This window comes from Caballeronia sp. EK, from assembly GCF_014384845.1.
In the GTDB taxonomy this organism is placed as follows: domain Bacteria; phylum Pseudomonadota; class Gammaproteobacteria; order Burkholderiales; family Burkholderiaceae; genus Caballeronia; species Caballeronia jiangsuensis.
Window position 1 is genome coordinate 103,706 of record NZ_JACSUE010000005.1, and the last position, 21,843, is coordinate 125,548.

21 protein-coding genes and 2 tRNA genes are annotated in these 21,843 nt (G+C 63.3%); 7 read left to right on the plus strand and 16 right to left on the minus strand.

Annotation, left to right across the window (positions count from 1 at the left end; genetic code table 11):
• Nucleotides 1–10: 10 nt before the first annotated feature.
• Complete coding sequence (locus IAG25_RS15955) at nucleotides 11–724, minus strand: GntR family transcriptional regulator (protein WP_187605746.1); 714 nt, start codon at nucleotides 722–724, stop codon at nucleotides 11–13.
• A 201-nt stretch (nucleotides 725–925) separates the two neighbouring features.
• Here IAG25_RS15955 and IAG25_RS15960 point away from each other — a divergent pair, with 201 nt between their 5' ends.
• Entirely contained in the window at nucleotides 926–2,230 is a 1,305-nt protein-coding gene (locus IAG25_RS15960; protein WP_187605747.1) for a cyanate transporter, read from the plus strand.
• Here IAG25_RS15960 and IAG25_RS15965 read toward each other — a convergent pair.
• From IAG25_RS15965 to IAG25_RS15975, 3 genes are all read right to left on the minus strand, one after another.
• A complete protein-coding gene (locus tag IAG25_RS15965; RefSeq protein WP_187605748.1) occupies nucleotides 2,130–2,585 on the minus strand; it encodes a response regulator in 456 nt (151 codons plus the stop codon). The two genes, IAG25_RS15960 and IAG25_RS15965, sit on opposite strands and share 101 nt — an antisense overlap.
• Nucleotides 2,586–2,895: 310 nt before the next feature.
• Nucleotides 2,896–2,972 (minus strand) — tRNA-Arg (locus IAG25_RS15970).
• A 95-nt stretch (nucleotides 2,973–3,067) separates the two neighbouring features.
• Nucleotides 3,068–3,898, minus strand: coding sequence for an undecaprenyl-diphosphate phosphatase (locus IAG25_RS15975; RefSeq protein WP_187605749.1), 831 nt, complete (start codon nucleotides 3,896–3,898; stop codon nucleotides 3,068–3,070).
• Nucleotides 3,899–4,451: 553 nt separating this feature from the next.
• On the opposite strand from IAG25_RS15975, the gene IAG25_RS15980 reads away from it, so the two are divergent.
• The 3 genes from IAG25_RS15980 (at nucleotide 4,452) to IAG25_RS15990 (ending at nucleotide 6,504) form a co-directional block, all read left to right on the plus strand.
• Nucleotides 4,452–5,354 carry an aldose epimerase family protein gene (locus IAG25_RS15980; protein ID WP_187605750.1) on the plus strand — a complete coding sequence of 301 codons (903 nt, stop codon included), beginning with the start codon at nucleotides 4,452–4,454 and terminating at the stop codon, nucleotides 5,352–5,354.
• 125 nt (nucleotides 5,355–5,479) lie between these two features.
• Nucleotides 5,480–6,154 carry a peptidoglycan DD-metalloendopeptidase family protein gene (locus IAG25_RS15985; protein WP_187605751.1) on the plus strand — a complete coding sequence of 225 codons (675 nt, stop codon included), beginning with the start codon at nucleotides 5,480–5,482 and terminating at the stop codon, nucleotides 6,152–6,154.
• Nucleotides 6,155–6,183: 29 nt separating this feature from the next.
• Nucleotides 6,184–6,504, plus strand: a complete 321-nt coding sequence (locus tag IAG25_RS15990) for a hypothetical protein (protein WP_035510821.1) — start codon at nucleotides 6,184–6,186, stop codon at nucleotides 6,502–6,504.
• Between the two features lie 11 nt (nucleotides 6,505–6,515).
• On the opposite strand, the gene IAG25_RS15995 is transcribed toward IAG25_RS15990, so the two are convergent.
• The 3 genes from IAG25_RS15995 to IAG25_RS16005 form a co-directional block, all read right to left on the minus strand.
• Nucleotides 6,516–6,659, minus strand: a complete 144-nt coding sequence (locus tag IAG25_RS15995) for a hypothetical protein (protein ID WP_187605752.1) — start codon at nucleotides 6,657–6,659, stop codon at nucleotides 6,516–6,518.
• Between the two features lie 319 nt (nucleotides 6,660–6,978).
• Complete coding sequence (locus tag IAG25_RS16000; protein WP_187605753.1) at nucleotides 6,979–7,152, minus strand: hypothetical protein; 174 nt, start codon at nucleotides 7,150–7,152, stop codon at nucleotides 6,979–6,981.
• Nucleotides 7,153–7,222: 70 nt separating this feature from the next.
• Nucleotides 7,223–7,299 (minus strand) — tRNA-Pro (locus IAG25_RS16005).
• 106 nt (nucleotides 7,300–7,405) lie between these two features.
• Here IAG25_RS16005 and IAG25_RS16010 point away from each other — a divergent pair.
• Together IAG25_RS16010 and IAG25_RS16015 are read left to right on the plus strand one after the other, a co-directional pair.
• Entirely contained in the window at nucleotides 7,406–7,864 is a 459-nt protein-coding gene (locus IAG25_RS16010; protein ID WP_187605754.1) for a SixA phosphatase family protein, read from the plus strand.
• 141 nt (nucleotides 7,865–8,005) lie between these two features.
• Complete coding sequence (locus IAG25_RS16015) at nucleotides 8,006–8,830, plus strand: GNAT family N-acetyltransferase (protein ID WP_187605755.1); 825 nt, start codon at nucleotides 8,006–8,008, stop codon at nucleotides 8,828–8,830.
• A 50-nt stretch (nucleotides 8,831–8,880) separates the two neighbouring features.
• Here the strand turns inward: IAG25_RS16015 and ppx are convergent, their stop codons facing one another.
• Nucleotides 8,881–10,392, minus strand: a complete 1,512-nt coding sequence (gene ppx, locus IAG25_RS16020; protein WP_187605756.1) for an exopolyphosphatase — start codon at nucleotides 10,390–10,392, stop codon at nucleotides 8,881–8,883.
• A gap of 268 nt (nucleotides 10,393–10,660) precedes the next feature.
• Between ppx and ppk1 the strand changes: the two genes are divergently transcribed.
• On the plus strand, nucleotides 10,661–12,724 hold the full coding sequence (gene ppk1 / locus IAG25_RS16025; RefSeq protein WP_035510828.1) for a polyphosphate kinase 1: 2,064 nt from the start codon (nucleotides 10,661–10,663) through the stop codon (nucleotides 12,722–12,724).
• 688 nt (nucleotides 12,725–13,412) lie between these two features.
• Here ppk1 and phoR read toward each other — a convergent pair.
• The 8 genes from phoR to glmM form a co-directional block, all read right to left on the minus strand.
• Nucleotides 13,413–14,726 (minus strand): phosphate regulon sensor histidine kinase PhoR, encoded by a 1,314-nt coding sequence (gene phoR, locus IAG25_RS16030; RefSeq protein ID WP_187605757.1) that lies wholly within the window; start codon nucleotides 14,724–14,726, stop codon nucleotides 13,413–13,415.
• A gap of 63 nt (nucleotides 14,727–14,789) precedes the next feature.
• Complete coding sequence (gene phoB / locus IAG25_RS16035; RefSeq protein ID WP_035501625.1) at nucleotides 14,790–15,491, minus strand: phosphate regulon transcriptional regulator PhoB; 702 nt, start codon at nucleotides 15,489–15,491, stop codon at nucleotides 14,790–14,792.
• 50 nt (nucleotides 15,492–15,541) lie between these two features.
• Nucleotides 15,542–16,246, minus strand: coding sequence for a phosphate signaling complex protein PhoU (gene phoU, locus IAG25_RS16040; RefSeq protein ID WP_035501626.1), 705 nt, complete (start codon nucleotides 16,244–16,246; stop codon nucleotides 15,542–15,544).
• A 39-nt stretch (nucleotides 16,247–16,285) separates the two neighbouring features.
• Nucleotides 16,286–17,161 (minus strand): phosphate ABC transporter ATP-binding protein PstB, encoded by an 876-nt coding sequence (gene pstB / locus IAG25_RS16045; protein WP_035501627.1) that lies wholly within the window; start codon nucleotides 17,159–17,161, stop codon nucleotides 16,286–16,288.
• A 15-nt stretch (nucleotides 17,162–17,176) separates the two neighbouring features.
• Complete coding sequence (gene pstA, locus IAG25_RS16050) at nucleotides 17,177–18,064, minus strand: phosphate ABC transporter permease PstA (RefSeq protein ID WP_035501628.1); 888 nt, start codon at nucleotides 18,062–18,064, stop codon at nucleotides 17,177–17,179.
• Nucleotides 18,064–19,047: a phosphate ABC transporter permease PstC gene (gene pstC / locus IAG25_RS16055; protein ID WP_035501629.1), complete on the minus strand. Its 984-nt coding sequence runs from the start codon at nucleotides 19,045–19,047 to the stop codon at nucleotides 18,064–18,066. The genes pstA and pstC overlap by 1 nt, the downstream gene beginning before the upstream one ends.
• Before the next feature lie 125 nt (nucleotides 19,048–19,172).
• Nucleotides 19,173–20,204: a phosphate ABC transporter substrate-binding protein PstS gene (gene pstS / locus IAG25_RS16060; protein ID WP_187605758.1), complete on the minus strand. Its 1,032-nt coding sequence runs from the start codon at nucleotides 20,202–20,204 to the stop codon at nucleotides 19,173–19,175.
• A gap of 224 nt (nucleotides 20,205–20,428) precedes the next feature.
• Nucleotides 20,429–21,790, minus strand: coding sequence for a phosphoglucosamine mutase (gene glmM, locus IAG25_RS16065; protein ID WP_187605759.1), 1,362 nt, complete (start codon nucleotides 21,788–21,790; stop codon nucleotides 20,429–20,431).
• Nucleotides 21,791–21,843: the final 53 nt, after the last annotated feature.

The window sequence follows — 21,843 nt, forward strand, 5'->3', positions numbered from 1 at the left end:
GCGCCGATGCTCACGCGCCCGCGAAGAGCGACGCCAGATCGTTGGTGCGCGCGCCGCTCGCCTGCGCCAGCACGCGCGCTTCCAGTTCGTCGATATGCGTGCGCATCGCGGTGAGCGCGGCAGCGAGATCGCCGTCCTCCAGGGCATCGACGAGCCTTCCGTGTTCGTCCGACGAACAGTTCGACAATTTCGACGGATCAAACAGCGCCTTGTAGAGTTCGGTCTTCGCGACCAGCTTCGCGAGAAACGCCTGCACGTCCGGCGCGCCCGCCAGCTCCGCGAGCAGCAGATGGAAGTGGCCCGCGAGCCGCACGCATTCCTCCACGCTTCCCCCCTTCACCGCGCGCTGCTCGGCCTTGACGTGGGCGCGCAGCGCGCGTTTCGCCGGCGTGCCCAGCGTGCCGCACAGTACCGCGACGATGCCCGCCTCCACGACCTGCCGAGCGCGATACACCTCGCGGATATCGGCGGGCGTCGGCGACGGCACGAACGCGCCGCGATTCGCTTCCAGCGTGAGCTTGCCTTCGGCGCCGAGCCGCGCCAGCACCTTTCGGATCGTGCCGCGCGTGCAGTCGAACGCGGCGGCGAGCTCGCGCTCGACGAGCTGCGCGCCGGGCGCGAGCTTGCCGTGCAAAAGCGCGGAGGTGATCGCCGCGTACACGCGTGCGTCGGGCGGCGTCGCGGCCGCGGCTTCGTTGGATGATGTGTCCTTGCGTGATGCCATGATGCCTGGTCGTGCTTGCGTTGAATCGCATTGTATCGAGTGCACACGCTCTGGCGTGAATTCGGTCTATCAGGTTCAGCGTATTTTTGGTTGACCAAAGACTGGTAAAATGGTCAACCAAATCGCATGAATCACCGGAGGATTCCATCACATGAAACCATCGACCTGGATCGTCGGCGCACGATCGTTCGGGCTCGCGCGATGAACCCGCGCGCATCGAACCTCGCGTGGCTCGCGGTGATCGTCGCGATCGGCCTGAACCTTCGGCCGCTGCTCACTTCGATCAGCCCGCTGATGGGCGTGATTCTGCACGCGACGGGATTGTCGTTTCGCGGCGCGTCGATGCTGACCGGCCTGCCTGTCGTCGCGATGGGCGTGTGCGCGTTCGGCGCGAGCGCGCTTGCGCGTTCCGTCGGCCAGGCGCGCGGCGTGGCGATCGGGCTTATCGCGATCGTCGCCGCCTGCGCGGGACGTTTCTTCGCCGGGAACGCGGCTGCGCTCATCGCGAGCGCGGCGATCGCGGGCACGGGCGTCGCGGTCATTCAGGCGCTCCTGCCCGGCGTCATGAAGACACGCTTCGCCGCGCGCCTGCCGTTCGCGATGGGCCTCTACTCCGCATCGATCATGGCGGGCGGCGGACTCGGCGCGAGCATCACGCCGGCGGTCGCATCGCGCGTGTCGTGGCAGGCGGGGCTCGCGTTCTGGGCGCTGCCCGCGCTGATCGCGCTGGCGGTGTGGATGCTCCTCATGCGCGCGGACGCGTTGCCTCGCGCTTCATCGGCAGGTTCCGCGAAGCCCGCGCCGTCGCTCTTTCTCAATCGCCGGGCGTGGACGCTCGGGATCTTCTTCGGGCTCGTCAATGGCGGCTATACGAGCCTCGTCGCGTGGATGCCCGCGTACTATCAGCAACTCGGCCGCGGCGTGACCGAGAGCGGCGCGCTGCTCGCGATGCTCACGGTATTCCAGGCATCGTCGGCGTTGCTGCTGCCGATGGCGGCCGCTCGCTTCGGGCGCGGCCGGGATCGTCGTCCGTGGATCGCGCTCGGTCTCGTCGCGCAACTGGCGGGCTTCGCTCTGCTGCTCGTTGCCCCGCTTTCAGCGCCGCTCGCGGTCGTGGCGTTGCTCGGCGGCGGGCTCGGCGGCGTGTTCGCGCTGTCGCTGGTGCTGACGCTCGATCACGCCGACGACCCCGCACTGGCCGCGCGGCTCGTCACGTTCGTGCAGGGCGTGGGCTTCGTCATCGCGGCGATCGCGCCGGTCGTCGCGGGTGTCGTGCGCGATGTGAGCGGCGGCTTCTCGATGTCGTGGATGATGCTGGCCGCGAGCCTCGTCGCGATGATCGCGCTGAATGTCGTGTTCGGCCCGCGCAGCTATGCTCGCGCGATGCGCCAGCAGGACGGCGCGCTCAACGCACCGCGTGACATGCGAAGAACTCGTCGAGCAGATCGGTCATCTGCCACACGGGACACGGGCGGCGGCAATGCCCGTCGTAGCCCGCTTCCCTGAGATGCGCGATCGGCTCTTCCGGCAGAAAGCCGCTCATCGCGATGATGAGGCGATTCGCGTCGTCGTCGAGTTCGCGTAGCGCGCGGACCAGCGCGTAATTGCCGCAGCCACCGACGCGCGTATCGAGAAAAAGCACATGCGGACGCCATTCCCCGGCGATCTGCCTGAGCGAGGACGCGTCCACCGCGAGTTGCGCGGGAAAGCCCTTCAGTTCGAACAAGGACGCGAGCGATGCGCCGAGCACGCGCTCCGGCAGCGCGAGCAGCACGCGCCGCGACTCCGGTTGCAGGCGCGACTGCTTGCGGTTCCATAGCGAGCATTGCGCGAGGCTGGATTCGTATGCTCGTTTGTTCAAGTCATTCCTCTGGCGTCGATCAGGCCTGTCGCTGTCACCGTTATGGCGCATCGCGCGCCACGATGACGCATCGGCGCACCGTGGATGGGCGGAACACTCGCTTGTACGAGATGGTTAATTTTTCCGATGCGTTGCGGGGCGCGGGATCGCGGGGATCGGACGCGCGCACGCAACTCAGGAATGGGCAGGAAGCGGGCCAGGAATGCGGTATGCGTCGATTCGATTAGGCATGCTGACGTTGTGGGGGCCTGCACGGGCGCCATAAAAGCAAAAAGCCCAGTCGCAAAGACTGGGCTCGACGCAGGCCATTTGGCCCGCCCTACACGACTCGAACGTGTGACCTACGGCTTAGAAGGCCGTTGCTCTATCCAGCTGAGCTAAGGGCGGAGAACCGGAGCGCGCGGCAAGGGCAGAAAGCCGCCGCGCGAATCAGAAGAGATTGCGATTTTACCTCATTCGCCGCCCCGCTTGGCCCGAGTTCATCACACCGGCTGCGGATGCATCATGAACCAGCCGAAGAAGAAGATCCCCGCGATCACGCAATACACGCCGAACGACGCGAGCTTGCCGTGGCCTTCGAAGTAGCGCATCAGGAAGCGCACGCTGAGATACGCCGCAATGCCCGTCAGCACGCCGCCCAGCAGCGAGTCGGCAAGTTGCCCCGGCGCGTGGAAGAGCTTCGGCAATTCGAGCACGCCCGCCGCGAAGATGATCGGCGTGCCGAGCAGGAACGAGAATTCCGCCGCCGCCTCGGCCGTGAGTCCCGCGCCCACGCCCGCGATCATCGTCAGACCGCTGCGCGAAAAACCCGGAATCAGCGCGCCGATCTGCGCCAGGCCGACCAGAAACGCCTGCCTGAATGTGAGCTTCTCGGGCGCCCGCATCGCGCGGCTTTTCTGCAGACGGTCGCCCAGCCACAGGAGCACGCCATTGACGATCAGCGCCGCCGCGACGATCCGCAAGTCGTGAAAAATGACTTCGAGCCGTTTTTCGAGCACCAGCCCGACGATACCCGTCGGAATCGTGCCGATGATGAGCGCCCACATCATGTGGCCGTCGTCGTTCTTGCGGCCGCCGAGCGACGCGAAGAAGCCGCGAATCAGCGCGATCCAGCGCACGCGGAAATACCAGAGCAGCGCGACGGCCGTGCCCAGGTGCAACGCGACGAGAAACGGCAGCAATTGCGGCGCATGCTTGTCGATATGCATGCCGATCAGGCCGGGAACGAGCAAGGTGTGGCCCAGACTGCTGACCGGAAAGAGTTCGGTCACGCCCTGGAGCACGCTCAGGAATACGAGAAACCACAGAGTCACGCGTCGGTCCTTTTTTGAGGAGGAAGAAGGACGCGCCGTGCAGTTCCATCCCTCGCATCACGCGAAGCCGAACGAGGCGAAAGGGAAATTGGAACAGGAAGGAAAAGTCGATACGGCGCGCAAACGGGACCGATTATGCCGCTGGTGAAAACCCGCGCCAAGCGCAAACCGCACACAAAATGCGTCGACAGTCAATCGTTGGGGAAACGAAGAACAATCGCAAACAGAATACAGGCAATACGAAAGAAAGCGCGCGGCGTGGCGAAGCCGCGATTCCGCCGTCAGATCGTCAGCTTGTAGAGGAAGATTGCCGTGCTCGCGCCGAAGAGGGCGAACATCGCGACGCCCATTGCCATCGCCAGATCCATGACTGCTCCTTGTCCGTCTGATTCCCAACACACGGAGCATATAACAACATATCGAATGAGGCTTGGTCAGTCGCAATTTCCCGCAAAGGGTTTTTCCGGACGGAATTCCGAGGCAGAATCTTTGGGGTCGAGCCGCGCCGATCGCCGTGCGCGGCGCCTCGCCATCCAACGGAGCGCCTGCCATCATGTCACCGGAAACTGACGTCATCGAAATCGAGCGCGACGGCGCCGCCATCCTGCTCGCGCCGCACGCGGGCGGACGGCTCATGACCTGGCGCGTCGGCGGCGAGCCGGTCGTACACTGGCCCGACGCACCCGACTGGTCGAATCCGGCCAAGATCCGCGGCGGCAATCCGCTGCTCTTTCCGTTTCTCGGGCGTCATTTCGTCGATGGCGAAATCGGCAAATGGCGCGATCCGGAAGGCGTCGTGCATGCGCTGCCGACTCACGGCTTCGCGCGCAACCTGCCCTTCTCCTGCACGCGCGACGCCGACGGCCACGGTCTGCGCATGACGCTCGTCGACAGCGACGCGACCCGCGACGGCTATCCGTTCGCGTTTCGCTTCGAGGCGGCGTATCGCATCGTCGACGGCAATACGCTCGAGGTCGAGCTCACGACGTCGAATCCGGGCGAGGTCGCGCTGCCTTACTACGCCGGGCATCACTTCTACTTTCATCTGCCGCACGGCCAGCGCGCCGAAAGCAGCGTCGAGCTGCCGCACACCGAGCGGCGCCGGCAACTCGCGGACGGCTCGATCAGCGAGGCCGAGCCGGGCCTGCCGCGCTATTCGCTCGCCGATCCGGGCATCGTCGATACGTTTCACTGCCTCACGCGCCAATCCGACGAACCGATGCTGGTCAAGCTGCCGGGATTGAAGCGCACGATCGGCTTCGAACTGCAGCAGCCGGACTCGGTGCCGTGGTACGCGGTGACGACCTGGACCGAATCGGACACGTCGGACTTCTATTGCGTCGAGCCGTGGATCGGCTTGCCGGACGCCATTCACAACGGCCGCGGCTTGCGCTGGCTCGCGCCGGGCAAGACCGAAACGGCATCGCTCAGGCTCGTCGTCACGCGCGACGAGTGAGACGAAAAACGCCGGCATGAGGCGTCTTTCTGTCCGGGGAAACCCGAGACGGTAAAATCCTGCCTTTCGGTTCGCCGCGCGACAGTGCCACGCACTTCTCGCGGCGGTGCTTTACGAGGTCAGGTTTGCAAAAAAGAATTCGACGGCTCGTCTGCGCATCGCTCATCGCAGTGTTGGCCGCTTGCGGAACGGGACCGGTGGCGCCGGGCTTTTATCGCGTCGAGCGCGGCGACACGGTGTCCAAGATCGCGCGTGAGAATCGCACGTCGGTGGCGAACCTCAAGCGCTGGAACGGGCTCACGAATCCCGACGCCATCGAGGTCGGACAGGTGCTGCGCATCGCGCCGCCGGCGGGCAGCGCATCGGCGCCGGAGCCATCGGCTGCGGCAACCGCCGGCAGCGCGCAAGCGTCGTCGCAGGCAAAGGCGGGACCGGGCGTGACGCTCGTGTGGCCGGCGCAGGGCAACATCATTCGCGGCTTCGACGGCAAGAACTCGAAGGGCATCGATATCGCCAATGCGGCGGGCACGCCCGTCATCGCCGCCGCGACCGGCAATGTCGTCTACGCGGGCAATGGGCTGCGCGGCTACGGCAACATGCTGATCATCAAGCACGACGATGAATATCTGACCGCCTACGCCCACAATCGGGTGCTGCTGGTGAAGGAAGGCCAGACAGTGCAGCAGGGCCAGCAAATCGCCGAAATGGGCGATACCGACAGCGATCGCACGATGCTGCATTTCGAAGTGCGCTACATGGGCCGCTCGACGGACCCCGCGCGCTATCTACCGCCGCGCTGAAGGCCCGGCGGACGTTACGAGGAAGATTGATGAGATTGACGATGAGGATGCACACGGCCGCGCTCGGCGCGGCTCTGGCTTTGACCGGCGCACTCGCAGGATGCGCGCAGACGGCGACGATGACCTATCTCCCTTCGGGCGACACGGGCTTTGCGATCAACTGCAGCGGCGGCGATGCGAGCACGACCTGGGCGGCCTGCTACAAGCAGGCGGGCGAAATGTGCGGGGCGTACGGCTACGACGTGGTGTCGAAGGATGCCGATAACGGCGCGACCGCGGGCGGGTCTGTCGGCGGGATTTTCGGCGCGAACATCAAGAACCGCTCGATGGTCATTCGCTGCAAGCAGTAACGCCTGCGCCGTCAGGTGTCGAACGTTTCGTCTTTCGGCTTGTTCGAGCCTGGCGTGCGCCAATGCCCGGATAACGGATCAATATGCGCCGCGAACGCAACGAGCGATCCTACGGCGAGCGGCGCGACGGCGGCGAAAACCCAGAGCAGATCCATGACAGATACACTTCGAAACACACTGCTCGAATCATACTTGCCAGGCAAATATTCCGCTTGAGCGAATCCTCCGAATCGTGCGGCAGGTAGCGTTTCCCGAGTTTGAACTGTGCGCGAGCATACGTTGATCCGTGCAACGGCCTGGATCCCCGGCTTGCATCCCCGCTTGCATCCCGTTACGCGCCGAAACAAGCGCATACAGTCATGAGCCGGCGATATTCCTACACTGGCGACAGCCCGCGCACGATATCAGCGCGAACAGTCGACGCGGGTCAGAAGCCCCGATGTGCCCGCATCGGGGCTTCGCCTTTTGTGGCGGTTACTGCGGCTTGGCGGGATCGGGGACCATCGACGGCGGGGTCATGTCCGTCGGCACGCCCTTGTAGTCGGGCGGATCTTGCGGCTCGTGCTTCTGGTGAGCGGAGTCGGCGCAGGCAGCGAAGCCGATCGCGATGAATACGGCGCAGACGATGTTGAAAACGATACGCGGCATGAGACTCCCGGATGAGCGTCGAAAAGACAAAGGGGTTACAAGCCGTAACTTGTAACCCCTTCGTGTATCGTGGTCGGAGCGAAAGGATTCGAACCTTCGACCCTCTGATCCCAAATCAGATGCGCTACCAGGCTGCGCTACGCTCCGACGAGCCGCAGATTGTAACGCGGCCCGCGAGCATCCGCAATGCCAAACGCGGGCACGCATCTTTCTGGTTCATCCGAAAGCGAACCTCATCACCCGGAGACGATCAATGAACCTCATCCTCTGGCGTCACGCCGAAGCGGAAGATCAGGCGTCGAGCGATCTCGCGCGCCAGCTCACGCCGCGCGGACGAAAACAGGCGCAAGGCATCGCGAAATGGCTGAAGTCGCGCGTCGGCGACGACGCCGTGCTGCTCGCCAGTCCCGCGACGCGCACGATCCAGACCGCGGAAGCCTTCGGCGACCGCTATCGCGTGATCGACGCGCTCGCGCCGGGCAACGGCGCGCAAGCCGTGCTCGATGCTGCGGGCTGGCCGGAAGGCGTCGCGGAGACGGTCGTCGTGATCGGGCATCAGCCGACGCTCGGCCGCGTCGCCGCGCTCCTCATGACCGGCCACGAAACGGAATGGTCGATCAAGAAAGCGGCCATCTGGTGGTTTCAGGGACGCACGCGCGGCGGCGACGGCCACGTCGTGCTTCGCGCGGTGGTCAATCCCGATCTGCTCTGAGCGCGGCAGCGGCGGCGCAAGCTCGCATTCATGCGCGTGTCGTTTCATCGAAACGTCATTGCGATGCCATGCGAGCGTCACCGTGCATTACTACATTGGCGAGGACTTGAAGCCACAGCAACGTCCTGTCGAGGAATGCCAATGCAAGATTTGCCGACGCCTTTCCTGCAACTCGGAGCGTCATCGCTCTCGCTCGATTCGCGCCGTCACCTTCCGCGCACGTCGGAAACCGTCACGGGCCGCGAGCGCCTGCAAGTCACGTGGGCGCGTGACGAAGACGCGCTGCGCGACGCGCAACGCCTGCGCTACCGCGTGTTTTCCGAAGAAATGGGTGCACGTCTGTCCGGCCCCGCGGGGCTCGACGTCGATGCCTTCGACGCCTATTGCGATCACCTGCTCGTGCGCGATCTCGACACGCTGCAAGTGGTCGGCACGTATCGCGTGCTGCCGCCGCATCAGGCCGCGCGCATCGGCCGTCTTTATGCCGAAAGCGAATTCGACGTGTCGCGCCTGACGCACCTGCGGCCGAAGCTCGTCGAAGTGGGCCGGTCGTGCGTGCATCCGGACTTTCGCAATGGCGCGGTGATCATGTCGCTGTGGGGCGGCCTCGCCGCGTACATGATGCAGAACGGCTATGAAACGATGCTCGGCTGCGCGAGCGTCGGCATGATCGACGGCGGCCACTATGCCGCGAATCTCTACACTTCGCTGCCGCCCGACGCGCTCACCGCGCCCGAATATCGCGCGTTCCCGCACACGCCGCTGCCCGTCGAGGAACTGCGCACGGGCGCCAGCGTGAGCCCGCCGCCGCTCGTGAAAGGTTATCTGCGCCTGGGCGCGAAAATCTGCGGCGCGCCGGCCTGGGATCCGGATTTCAACACGGCCGACTTCCTCACGCTCTTTCGTCTGTCCGAGATCAACGCGCGTTACGCGCGGCACTTCATCGGCGACATGCAGGGACGCTGACGCCCCGATACAAAAAAGGCCCCGCTCGACGGGGCCTTGTCATCGCGGCATCAGTCGCCCGTGTACACCACGCGATACGGCCGGCCGATCTTCTCCCATTCCATCGCTTCCTGGACGAGGCTGTAATCGGTGAGCGGATTGTTCGTCACCCATTCGCTCGGCAGATGCACGTCGAAACCGCCGCCCGCTTTTTTCACCTCAATGCCGGGCAGCCCGACATCCGCGCGGCGGCGCGACAGGAGCGCCGCGAGCCGCAGACAGAAGAGCAGCGTCCACTCGACGTCGCGCGCCTGTGCGAGCTTGCCGAGCTTGCCCGCGTGGCCGAGCACGAGCGCGGCGAGGCGCGCCTGATCGGTGCGGGAGAAGCCGGGCATGTCGGCGTTGCTCGTGATATACGCGGAATGCTTGTGATAGGCACTATGCGCGATCGACAGGCCGATCTCATGCAGCGACGCCGCCCACGCGAGGAACATGCGGTTTTCTTCGCGCACGTCTTCGTCGGGTTCGCCGAGTTGATCGTAAAAGCTGATCGCCAGTTCGCCGATGCGTTCGGCCTGCGCGGCATCGACGCCATAACGGCGCTTGAAGCCTTCGACCGTTACCGTGCGCATGTCCTGATGCTGCGAGCGCCCGAGCAGGTCGTACAGCACGCCGAGACGCAGCGCGGCGTCGGTCGTATCGGCGTATTCGATGCCCAGTTCCTCGAACACGCCCAGCATGATCGACAGACCGCCCGCCAGCACCGGTATGCGATCGGGCTTCAACGCGATGAGCTTCAGCCGGTTCACGTTCTCGGCCTTGATGAGCGCGCGTTTCAGCTTCTCCAACCCGCCGCGCGAGATGCCGTGTGTGATGCCTTCGTCGTTGAAGTCGTTCGCCTCGATCAGTTCCGCGAGCGCGCGCGCCGTGCCCGACGAGCCGATCGCCTGATCCCAGCCGGTGCCCTTGTATTCGCTCGAGATGATCTGGATTTCGCGCTTGGCGGCGAGTTCGGCCTGACGCATCGTGTATTCGTCAACGTTGCCCGCCGGGAAGAACTGGCGGCTATGGCTCACGCAGCCGATATAGAGACTTTCCATGTGAATCGGCGTGTAGTGCGAGCCGATGATGAACTCCGTCGAACCGCCGCCGATATCGACCACGAGCCGCTTGCCCGCGCTTGCCGGCACCGAATGCGCGGCGCCCGCGTAGATGAGGCGCGCTTCCTCGCGCCCCGCGATCACTTCGATCGGGAAACCGAGCGCCGCTTCCGCTTCGACGAGAAAGTCGTGTGCATTCTTCGCGACGCGCAGCGTGTTGGTGGCGACGGCACGCACCTGATCGGGATGAAAGTCGCGCAGACGTTCGCCGAAACGCTTCAACGCATCCCAGCCGCGCACCTGCGATGCGCGGTCGAGCATCTTGTCCTTCGACAGGCCGCCGCCGAGCCGCACGGGTTCGCGCAGCGCGTCGACCTGATAGATCTGGCTGCCGGCGGGCGTTTCCTCGACCCGTCCGACGATCAACCGGAAACTGTTCGATCCGAGGTCGACGGCGGCAAGTAGATGGGGATGTGTGACCATCGGAGTTCCAGATTCGTGAAGTGGGAAAGGCACTGTCACAGCGGCGCTGTTGCAGCGCACGAATTCTATTCTATGCCGACGCGGCCCGCGGCCCTTGCCAACTCGTTCGAAACCGCGTCTTTGCCGGAATCGCGCTTTTGCGCTAGCGACGCTATCCGCATTGTGAGTAGAATTTGTGAAATTCGTTCTGTCTTAAAAAAGACATCATACTGTGAGAGCATCCGAGAGTTCCTTTGCCCATCTGATCGAGACACCTTCCCTCCCTCCGATGTCCATACGCTATCCGCTATTCAACCGCGAACTGGGCATACTAGGTTTCAACGAGCGCGTCCTTGCGCAAGCCGCCGACACGACGGTTCCCTTGTTGGAACGCCTGCGTTTCATCTGCATCACCAGCAGCAACCTCGACGAATTCTTCGAAGTCCGGATGGCGGGTCTGCAAGAGCAGATGCGCGACAATCCCGGCTCGCTCTCGCCGGACGGCATGTCGCTGCAGCACGTCTACGATCTCGTCTCCGAGCGCGCGCAACGTCTCGTGCGCCAGCAATACTCGATGCTGCACGACATCGTGCTGCCCGCGCTCGAAATGGAAGGCATCTACTTCCACGGCGCGGAAGACTGGACCGAGCAGCAGAACGCGTGGGCGCGCGAATACTTTCACAACGAGCTATTGCCGGTGCTGACGCCGATCGGACTCGACCCCGCGCATCCGTTTCCGCGCGTGTTGAACAAGAGCCTGAACTTCGTCGTCGAACTGGAAGGCACCGACGCCTTCGGCCGTCAGGCGATGATGGGCATCGTCCAGGCGCCGCGCGCGCTGCCGCGACTCGTGCGCATGCCCGAAGCGTTGTCGGGTTATCCGCATGGTTTCGTGCTGCTGAGTTCGTTCATGCAGCACTTCGTGAACGAGCTGTTCCCGCATCTCGTCGTGCGCAGTTGCAATCAGTTTCGCATCACGCGTAACAGTGAGCTTTTCGTCGACGAGGACGAAATCACCAATCTGCGCGTCGCGCTGCAGGGCGAATTGCCGGCACGTCATCTGGGCAACGCGGTGCGTCTGGAAGTATCGGCGGAAACGCCTCCGCATCTCGTGCGGCGTCTCCTCGATGAAGGCCAGTTGAGCGAACGCGATTTGTATCGCGTGAACGGGCCGGTCAATCTCGTGCGGCTCATGCAGTTGCCCGAGATGGTCGATCGCCCGGACCTCAAGTTCGTGCCGCATATTCCGTCTGTGCCGAAGGCGATCGCGAATACGTCGAATCTCTTCGATGCGATCGATCAGGGCGATATCCTGCTGCATCATCCGTACGAGAGCTTTCAGCCGGTGCTGGAGTTGCTGCTTCAGGCGGCGAAAGATCCGCAGGTCGTCGCGATCAAGCAGACCATCTATCGTACGGGCACCGATTCGCCGCTGATGGACGCGCTCATGCAGGCCGCGCGCAACGGCAAGGAAGTGACCGTGGTCGTGGAGCTGCTCGCGCGTTTCGACGAGGAGACGAATATCAACTGGGCATCGCAGCTCGAAGCGGTGGGCGCGCATGTCGTGTATGGCGTGGTCGGCCACAAGTGCCACGCGAAGATGATGCTGATCGTGCGGCGCGTGTCGCAAGGCGGCAAGCTCGTGCTGAAGCGTTATGCGCATCTGGGCACGGGCAACTATCATCCGCGCACGGCGCGTCTTTATACCGACTTCGGCCTGATGACTTCGGATCAGGAAATGTGCGAGGACGTGCATCACGTCTTTCAGCAACTGACTGGCATTGGCGGCGAGATTGCGCTGCATCAGCTATGGCAATCGCCGTTCACGCTGCACGCCAAGCTCATCGATGCGATTCGCGCCGAGGCCGAACATGCGCGCGCGGGACGACGTGCGCGTATCGTCGCGAAGATGAATGCGTTGCTGGAGCCTACGGTCATCGCTGCGCTTTACGAGGCGTCGCATGCGGGGGTGAAGATCGATCTGATCGTGCGCGGGGTGTGCTCGCTCAAGCCGGGCGTTGAGGATCTGTCGGAGAACATCACGGTCCGGTCGATCGTCGGGCGCTTTCTCGAGCATCATCGCATCTTCTATTTTTATGCGAACGGCAAGGAAGATGTGTTTCTTTCCAGCGCGGACTGGATGGATCGAAACTTTTTCCGTCGTGTGGAGGTGGCGTTTCCGATTCGCGATCGGCGGTTGAAGCGGCGCGTGATTGCCGAGGGCTTGTCGGTTTGTCTCGGCGATAACCAATCGGCCTGGGTCATGCAGAGCGATGGGCATTATCGGAAGCGGCGGCCGGGGAAGTCTATTCGCAATGCGCAGTTGGGGTTGCTGGCGAAGTTTTGTTCTTGATGGTTTTTGTTGTTTTGTTGTTGTCACCGGATCCCGTTAGCGTGTCGGTTTATTAGCACTGCCCCTCCCCGGGGCGGGGGTCACTTTCTTTGCTGCTGCAAAGAAAGTAACCAAAGAAACAGCTATCCCCAGCCTAAGCACTTCACACCGGCCGCGGCACAGGCGATTGGCCTAATGGCCTGGCAGTAGCAAGTGCCCCCACAAGCAGATAAGGGCTTGGACCGCGCACGGTCCGCCGCTCCAAATGTTTAAGCGCGCTGGTTCAGCACCAAATAGCTTCGGCACAGCGCTACGCGCTGCCGCCGGGTATGCAAGGGAAACCAACGGTGCGCATGTGCTGTGCATGCGATGGCGGCTTTAGCAAGAAGGTCTGCGCCGACCCGATTGACCGGTCGGCCGCGAAGCGGGCCGGAGCCATTTCGTGCTGAACCAGTGAGGTAAGCGGTGCGAGGTGACAGACCGTGCGCGAGCCAAGCCCGGTTGGGCCTGTGGGGGCGACACTTAGGCGAGTGCCACCGGCGGGCTGGCAAGCATGGCCAAACTGCGTGTGACCGCGGGCTTAAACGAGCTGCTTTCTTTGGTTACTTTCTTTGCAGCAGCAAAGAAAGTGACCCCCGCCCCGGGGAGGGGCAGTGCTAATAGACCACCGCGATAACGGGATCCGGCAACAACACACCCCCAAAAAACCTCACGCGGCCAGCGACTTCCTCGAAGCCGTCCGCGACCCCGGAAACCGCACGATAAACATACTCCCCTTCCCCACTTCACTCTTCACATCAAGCTCGGCATTATGCCGCTGCAACACATGCTTGACGATGGCAAGCCCCAGCCCCGTGCCCCCCGTATCCCGCGACCGGCTGCGATCCACGCGATAAAAACGCTCGGTCAACCGCGGAATATGCTCGGCCGGAATCCCGAGCCCGCTATCCCGCACAGTGAACACCGCGCGCTCCTTCATCCGCTGCCACGTCACTTCAATCGTCCCGCCGTCCGGCGTATACCGCACCGCGTTCGTGACGAGATTGCCGAGCGCGCTCATCACCTCAGTCTCCGCGCCCGCGATCGTCAGCGCATCATCGCTATGAAACGTGATGCGATGCCGCCCGCTCGACAGATTGTTCGCATCGTCTTCCAGATGGCGCATCACGGCACGCATGTCGAGCAGTTCATCGCCCGGCGGACGCATGTCGCCCTCCAGATTGGCGAGCACGAGCAGATCGCGCACGATGTTCTGCATACGCAACGCCTGCTGCTCCATCATGTCGAGATAGCGCATGCGGTCGGCCTCATCGAGCGGCAGTTCGCGCATGGTTTCGAGGAAGCCGGAAAGCACCGTGAGCGGCGTTTTCAATTCATGCGAGACATTGGCGACGAAGTCGCGCCGCATCGAATCCGTGCGTTCGAGCTCGGTGATGTCCTGCGTGAGAATCAGCTTGCGATGGTCGCCATACGGAAACACCTGCACCGACACCGTGTACTTGCGATTCACGCCCATGCCGCGCATCACGAGCATCTCTTCGTAGTGGTGCGCGTTCAGATAGCGGACGAAATCCGGATGGCGCACGAGATGCGTGATGTGCTGGCGCAAGTCGCGCTTGGCATCGAGCCCGAAGTGCTTTTCGGCGATGGCGTTGCACCACTCGATCTGATCGTGATCGTCGAGCATCGCGACACCGTTCGGGGACGCCTGGATCGCCTGAATGAAGCGCGCATGCTGTTGCTCGACCTGGCGCACCTGCGCATGCCACCGCTTCGCGAGCTTGTGCAGACGGTAATAGATTTCGCCCCAGACGCCGAGCGCGCTCGGCACTTCGCCGTAGACCGGCGCTTCGAGCAGACGCCACAGGCGCTGCATGTGATAGGTGACGAAGAAGCCCTGCACGACCAGCATGAGCACCGCGAAGGCGAGCGCAATGCGCACGCCCGCCAGTGCGCCGATCGCTGCGCTGAGCGCGGCGAGCAGCGCGAGGGACACGATCGCACGCGTCCAGATGATGTTCATGTTGTCGGTGAGTCTGAGTGACGTTGATGCGGAACGTTAAAGCGGATGACGCCAGCCGCGAACTCAGGCGCTCTTCGCAAGCCGGTATCCGCTGCCGCGCACCGTTTCGATCATAGCATCGCAGCCCGCCGGCTTGAGCGCGGCGCGCAGACGCTTGATGTGCACATCGACCGTGCGCTCTTCGACGAACACGTGATCGCCCCAGACCTGATCCAGCAACTGCGTGCGGCTGTGCACGCGCTCCGGATGCGTCATGAAGAAATGCAGCAGACGGAATTCGGTCGGACCGAGATCGAGCTTGATGTCGTTGCCCGAATGACTCGCCGCCACGCGATGCGTCGCCGGATCGAGGCGCAGGCCGTTGATCGCGACCACGTCTTCCGTCAGCTGCGGCGCGCGGCGGCGCAGAACCGCCTTGATGCGCGCCATCAGTTCCTTCGGCGAGAAAGGCTTCGTGACGTAATCGTCCGCGCCGATCTCGAGGCCGAGCACCTTGTCCTGCTCGTCGCCGCGCGCAGTCAGCATGATGATCGGGATGTGCTTCGTGCGCTCGTTGTTGCGCAGGTCGCGCGCGAACGAGATGCCCGACTTGCCGGGCAACATCCAGTCGAGCAGCACGAGATCGGGCAGCACGTCGCTGATCAGGTTTTGCGCCTGCTCCGCGTTGTATGCGCGGATCGGGCAATGTCCCGCATGCTGAAGATTCACCGAAATCAGTTCGGAGATCGCGGGTTCGTCTTCGACGACGAGGATACTGCTGGGCATCGGCACCTCTTGACCTTTTGCTTGAGTTAAAACGATTGCGCGCCCGACGCTCAGCTGAGCGCTTCGCGCTCGAGCTGGTCGCGCGAGATATGGCGCACGTCCGTGCCCTTCACGATATAGATGATGAACTCGGCGATGTTCTTCGCGTGATCGCCGATGCGCTCCACCGCCTTCGCGATGAACAGATAGTCGAGGCCCGCGGAAATCGTGCGCGGATCTTCCATCATGTAGGTCACGAGCTTGCGCACGAAGGCGCGGAATTCATCGTCGATGGCCTTGTCGTCGCGCACGATCTGCGCGGCCGCCACCGTGTCGAGACGCGCGAACGCGTCGAGCGCGCGGCGCAGGATCGACACCGCCATCTCGCCCGACAGCTTGATCTCGGCGATATTCACCGTGCGCCCAGCGCCGTCTTCGTTGATGCGCTTCACACGCTTCGCGATCTTCTCGGCTTCGTCGCCGGCGCGTTCGAGGTTCGTGATCGTCTTCGAGATCGCCATGAGCAGACGCAGGTCGCGCGCAGCCGGCTGACGGCGCGCGATGATGTTGCTGCAGTCCTCGTCGATCTCGACTTCCATCGTGTTCAGGCGCGCTTCGGCCGCGATCACCTGATCCGCGATGCCGATATCGAATTCGTTCAGCGCCTGCATCGCGTTGATGATCTGCGACTCGACCAGACCGCCCATTTCCAGCACCTTCGACGACACTGCGTTGAGGTCGGCGTCGAACTGGCTCGAGAGGTGTTTATCGGACATATATGCTCCTTAAGCCTTTCTGTTTGACCTGGCTGACGATCAGCCGAAGCGGCCCGTGATGTAATCTTCCGTTTCCTTGCGGGCCGGCTTGATGAAGATCTTTTCGGTATCGCCGAACTCGATCAATTCACCGAGGTACATGTAGGCAGTGTAGTCCGAACAGCGCGCCGCCTGCTGCATGTTGTGAGTGACTATGACAACCGTGTAATCGCTTTTCAGTTCGGCGATCAGCTCTTCGATACGGCCCGTCGAAATCGGGTCGAGCGCGGAGCAAGGCTCGTCGAGCAAGAGCACTTCCGGGCGGATCGCAATGCCGCGCGCGATGCAAAGTCGCTGCTGCTGGCCGCCCGACAGACCGTAGCCGCTCTGTTGCAGCTTGTCCTTCACTTCGGTCCAGAGCGCCGCTTTCGTGAGCGCCCATTCGACGCGATCGTCCATCTCCGAGCGCGAGAGCTGCTCGAACATCTTCACGCCGAACGCGATGTTGTCGTAGATCGACATCGGAAACGGCGTCGGCTTCTGGAACACCATGCCCACGCGCGCGCGCAGGAGCGAGATGTCTTTCGTCGTATCGAGCAGATTGGCGCCGTCCATCAGGATTTCGCCTTCGGCGCGCTGCTCCGGATAAAGCGCGTACATCTTGTTGAACGTGCGCAGAAGCGTGGACTTGCCGCAACCCGACGGACCGATGAAGGCCGTCACCTTCTTCTCCGGAATGCGCAGGTTGATGTTCTTCAGCGCGTGATACTTGTTGTAGAAGAAGTTGAGGTTCTTCACCTCGATCTTCGGCTTGATGGAATCGGCAGGCTGCGAGGCGTGCGTCGGACGCACGCTGCCCGGCACCGGGCCACGCTCGACCGGCTTTGCGTCAGCCTTCGGATTCAGGTGGTTGACACCACTTTCGACCATATTCATGGAATCACTCCGCCCTTATTTCTTCGAGAAGATCGCACGCGCCAGGATATTCAGACCCAGCACGCCGAGCGTAATCAGGAACACACCGGCCCACGCGAGCGATTGCCACTGCGGGAACGGACTCATCGCGAACTTGTAGATCGTCACCGGCAGGTTTGCCACCGGCTGATTCATGTCCCACGAGAAAAATTGATTCGACAGCGCCGTGAAAAGCAGCGGCGCGGTTTCGCCGGCGATACGCGCGATCGCCAGCAGCACGCCGGTCACGATGCCGCCGACCGACGCCTTCAGCGTGATCGACATCACCATCTTCCACTTCGGCGTGCCAAGTGCGAACGCGGCTTCACGCAATGCGTTCGGCACGAGCTTCAGCATGTTTTCGGTCGTGCGGATCACGATCGGAATCTGCAACAGCGCCAGCGCGATCACGCCGGCCCAGCCCGAGAAGCGGCCCATTTTGGCGACGACGATCGCATACACGAACAGACCGACGACGATCGAAGGCGCCGACAGCAGGATGTCGTTGATGAAGCGCGTCACGCTCGCGAGCCAGCGCTTCTGGCCGTATTCCGCGAGATACACGCCCGCGAGAATGCCGAGCGGCGTGCCGACGAACGTCGCGAGCACGACGAGCAGCAGGCTGCCGACGATCGCGTTGGCGAGACCGCCGCCATCGGTGTTCGGCGGAGGCGTCGACTGCGTGAAAAGATCGACCGACAGTCCGCCGATGCCGAGCTTGAGCGTCGTGTAAAGAATCCAGACGAGCCAGATGAGGCCGAAGGCCATCGCGGCGAGCGAGAGCGTCAGCGCGAGCGCATTGGTGCCGCGGCGGCGGCTCTGCAGCTTCTTGCGCGTGGCCTGCACGCGATCCGGATCCTGGTTGAACGTAGCGGGACGGCTCATTATTTACGGCCCTCCCCGCGTTCCATGCGCAGAAGCATCAGCTTCGAAAGCGCGAGCACGAAGAACGTGATCACGAAGAGAATCAGACCGAGTTCCATCAGCGCCGAGGTATGCAGGCCCGGGCTCGCTTCCGCGAATTCGTTGGCAAGCGCCGAGGTGATGCTGTTGCCGGGCGAAAAGAGCGACACGTTGTCGAGCAGGTTCGTGTTGCCGATGACGAACGTGACGGCCATCGTTTCACCGAGCGCGCGGCCGAGGCCGAGCATGACGCCGCCGATCACGCCGGCGCGCGTATAGGGCAGCACGATCTTCCACATCACTTCCCAGGTCGTGCAGCCGATGCCGTACGCCGATTCCTTCAGCAGCACGGGCGTGACTTCGAACACATCGCGCATCACGGACGCGATGTACGGGATGATCATGATCGCGAGAATTACGCCCGCGCACAGGATGCCGATGCCGATCGGCGCGCCCTGGAAGAACATGCCGATGACGGGCACGTCGCCGAGCAGATGGCCGAGCGGCTTCTCGAAGTACTGCGCGAAGATCGGCGCGAACACGAGCAGGCCCCACATGCCATAGACGATCGACGGAATCGCCGCGAGCAGTTCGATCGCGACGCCGAGCGGGCGGCGCAGCCACGCGGGCGACAGTTCCGTCAGGAAGAGCGCGATGCCGAAGCTCACCGGCACCGCGATGATGAGCGCGATGATCGAGGTCGCGATGGTGCCGTAGATCGGCACGAGCGCGCCGAACGTCTCGCTGGGCGGATCCCACTCCGAGCGCCACAGGAACGAGAGGCCGAACTTCTGGATGGTCGGCATCGAGGCGACGAGCAGCGAAACGATGATGCCGCCAAGCAAAAGCAGCGTGACGACGGCCGCGAGCCGTGTCACGCCGCCGAAAATGATGTCGCCGAGACGGCTGGGCGCGCGCTGCGTGTGCGCTGCCGGCACCGCCGACGTTAAGTTGATGTCCGACATGGGAGCCTTGGTTTCGCTACGTGTCAGACCGCGCGGCAGCCTTCCGGCCCGCCGCGCGGCTTTCTTTGTTACAGACCGTCCGGGCTTCAGAAGCTTAGGACAGTTTCCAGCTATGAGTACTGCGCTTACTCGGCAACCGACTTGCCCGAACCATCCTTGACCTTCGCCTTCCATTGCGACTTGATTTCGGCGACGACCGAATCAGGCAGCGAGATGTAGTCGAGATCGTTCGCGGCCTGACCGCCGTTCTTGAATGCCCAGTCGAAGAACTTCAGCGTTTCCGTGCCTTGCGCCGGCTTCTCCTGCGTCGCGTGCAGCAGCACGAACGTCGCGCCGACGATCGGCCATGCGTTCTGGCCCGGCTCGTTCGTGAGGATCTGGTAGAACGACTTCGACCAGTCCGCACCGGCGGCGGCTGCCTTGAACGTGTCCGTCTTCGGCTCGACGATCGTGCCGGCCGAGTTCTTCATGCCGACGTAGGTCATCTTGTTCTGCTTCGCGTACGCCCACTCGACGTAGCCGATCGCGCCCGGCAGACGCTGCACGAAGGCCGCGACGCCGTCGTTGCCCTTGCCGCCCGTGCCCGTCGGCCAGTTCACCGTCGAGCCTTCGCCGACCTTCGACTTCCACTCGGGGTTCACCTTCGACAGATAGTTCGTCCAGATGAAGCTGGTGCCCGAGCCGTCAGCGCGGCGGACCACGGCGATGTCCGTATCCGGCAGCTTGGCCTTCGGGTTCAGCGCGGCGATCGCCGGGTCGTTCCACTTCTTGATCTTGCCCAGGTAGATGTCGCCGAGCACCTGACCCGACAACGTCACTTCGCCAGCCTTCACGCCCGGCACGTTGATGACCGGCACGACGCCGCCGACCACCGTCGGGAACTGGAACAGGCCGTCCTTCGCGAGTTCTTCATCTTTCAGCGGAGCGTCCGAGCCCGCGAAATCCACCGTCTTCGCGATGATTTGCTTGATACCGCCCGACGAGCCGATGCCTTGGTAGTTCACCTTGCCGCCGCCGGTCTTTTGGTAGGCGTCTGCCCACTTCGTGTAGATCGGAGCTGCGAAGGTAGAACCCGCGCCGGTGATGTCGGCGGCTTGCGCGGAGATGGCGAACAGGGCGCCAATAACGCCGGCCAGCGCGGTTTGCATCAATTTCATTGAAACCTCCAGGGTTTGTGAGCGTGTGTCGTGTATGCGTGTGAGACGACACCGCGAAATATAGGAGGAGTCTGTGACAGTAATATGAATTACTGTGAAGCCAGCATGTCATTCTGCTTACGCGCTGAAAGTTTGATCACGCCCGATTTGTCAAGGCGTCGCTGCAAATAAAAAAGCGGGCCGCAGCCCGCTTTTAGAAGAATGTGACGAGTTTCAGTAAACGCCTACGAAGTCGCTTCTTTCACCACTTGCGCAATCGTTTCCGCGTACCGAACCGCATCCTTTTGCGCCGACGCTTCGACCATCACGCGCAAGACCGGCTCCGTTCCCGACGCGCGAATCAAGACCCGGCCGTGCGATTGGAGGGAATGCTCGGCTTGTTCGACCGCGCGCCGGATCGCATCGCTCGTCTTCCAGTTCGCGCCCGCATTCATGCGCACGTTGATGAGCTTTTGCGGGAACAGGCTCACGCCGTGCAGCAAATCGGCGAGCGACTTGCCGCTGCGCTGGATCGCCGCGAGCACGAGGAGCGCCGAGACGATGCCGTCGCCGGTGGAGTGACGGTCGAGCGACAGGATATGACCCGAGCCTTCCGCGCCCAGCAGCCAGCCGTTCTCGCGCAGCTTTTCGAGCACGTAGCGGTCGCCGACCGCCGCGCGGACGAACTGCACGCCGGCTTCCTTCAGCGCCACTTCGACGGCCATGTTGGTCATCAGTGTGCCGACGGCGCCTTCCACCTTGCCATCGGTCGCGATGCGGTCCTTGACCAGCACGTATAGCAGCTCGTCGCCGTTATAGAGACGGCCGGTCGAATCGACGATCTGCAAGCGGTCCGCGTCGCCATCGAGCGCGATGCCGAGATCGGCCTTGTGCTCCAGCACGGCGCGCACGAGAGCCTCGGGTGCGGTAGCGCCGACGCCGTCGTTGATGTTGAAGCCGTTCGGCGACGCCCCGATCGACACGACTTCCGCGCCGAGTTCATGGAACACGTGCGGCGCGACGTCGTACGCGGCGCCGTGCGCGCAATCGACCACGAGCTTCAGTCCGCGCAGGTCGAAGTTCGCCGGAAAGGTGCTCTTGCAGAATTCGATGTAGCGCCCGCCCGCGTCATCGAGACGCCGCGCCTTGCCGAGGCGCTCGGACGGCGCGCATTCCATCGGCTGTTCGAGCTGGCGCTCGATTTCGAGCTCGACTTCGTCGGGCAGCTTGTTGCCGTCGGCGGAGAAGAACTTGATGCCGTTGTCGTTGTACGGATTGTGCGACGCGCTGATCACGACGCCCGCCGACAGGCGCAACGCGCGCGTCAGATATGCGACGCCCGGCGTTGGCATCGGGCCGGCCAGCATGACATCGACGCCGGCCGCCGAGAAGCCCGACTCGAGCGCGGCTTCGAGCATATAGCCCGACACGCGCGTGTCCTTGCCGATCAGCACCGTCGGGCGATTGCCCTTCTTCTGCTGGGCGCGGTCGGCGCCCGCCAGCACCTTGCCCGCCGCGTAGCCGAGCTTGAGTACGAAATCCGGCGTGATCGGCGCGACGCCGACGCGACCGCGGATGCCGTCTGTTCCAAAGTATTGACGTGCCATTGTTGCTGACCCTCCTCGCGGCCTTAGGGCGCTTGTTATCGGACCGCGATTTT

Bases quoted from the DNA above. Each gene is read 5' to 3' on its own strand.
- IAG25_RS15955 (WP_187605746.1), bottom strand. From the start codon at position 724: ATGGCATCACGCAAGGACACATCATCCAACGAAGCCGCGGCCGCGACG.
- IAG25_RS15960 (WP_187605747.1), top strand. From the start codon at position 926: ATGAACCCGCGCGCATCGAACCTCGCGTGGCTCGCGGTGATCGTCGCG.
- IAG25_RS15980 (WP_187605750.1), top strand. From the start codon at position 4,452: ATGTCACCGGAAACTGACGTCATCGAAATCGAGCGCGACGGCGCCGCC.
- IAG25_RS15990 (WP_035510821.1), top strand. From the start codon at position 6,184: ATGAGATTGACGATGAGGATGCACACGGCCGCGCTCGGCGCGGCTCTG.
- IAG25_RS15995 (WP_187605752.1), bottom strand. From the start codon at position 6,659: ATGGATCTGCTCTGGGTTTTCGCCGCCGTCGCGCCGCTCGCCGTAGGA.
- IAG25_RS16000 (WP_187605753.1), bottom strand. From the start codon at position 7,152: ATGCCGCGTATCGTTTTCAACATCGTCTGCGCCGTATTCATCGCGATC.
- IAG25_RS16010 (WP_187605754.1), top strand. From the start codon at position 7,406: ATGAACCTCATCCTCTGGCGTCACGCCGAAGCGGAAGATCAGGCGTCG.
- IAG25_RS16015 (WP_187605755.1), top strand. From the start codon at position 8,006: ATGCAAGATTTGCCGACGCCTTTCCTGCAACTCGGAGCGTCATCGCTC.
- ppx (WP_187605756.1), bottom strand. From the start codon at position 10,392: ATGGTCACACATCCCCATCTACTTGCCGCCGTCGACCTCGGATCGAAC.
- ppk1 (WP_035510828.1), top strand. From the start codon at position 10,661: ATGTCCATACGCTATCCGCTATTCAACCGCGAACTGGGCATACTAGGT.
- phoR (WP_187605757.1), bottom strand. From the start codon at position 14,726: ATGAACATCATCTGGACGCGTGCGATCGTGTCCCTCGCGCTGCTCGCC.
- phoB (WP_035501625.1), bottom strand. From the start codon at position 15,491: ATGCCCAGCAGTATCCTCGTCGTCGAAGACGAACCCGCGATCTCCGAA.
- phoU (WP_035501626.1), bottom strand. From the start codon at position 16,246: ATGTCCGATAAACACCTCTCGAGCCAGTTCGACGCCGACCTCAACGCA.
- pstB (WP_035501627.1), bottom strand. From the start codon at position 17,161: ATGAATATGGTCGAAAGTGGTGTCAACCACCTGAATCCGAAGGCTGAC.
- pstA (WP_035501628.1), bottom strand. From the start codon at position 18,064: ATGAGCCGTCCCGCTACGTTCAACCAGGATCCGGATCGCGTGCAGGCC.
- pstC (WP_035501629.1), bottom strand. From the start codon at position 19,047: ATGTCGGACATCAACTTAACGTCGGCGGTGCCGGCAGCGCACACGCAG.
- pstS (WP_187605758.1), bottom strand. From the start codon at position 20,204: ATGAAATTGATGCAAACCGCGCTGGCCGGCGTTATTGGCGCCCTGTTC.
- glmM (WP_187605759.1), bottom strand. From the start codon at position 21,790: ATGGCACGTCAATACTTTGGAACAGACGGCATCCGCGGTCGCGTCGGC.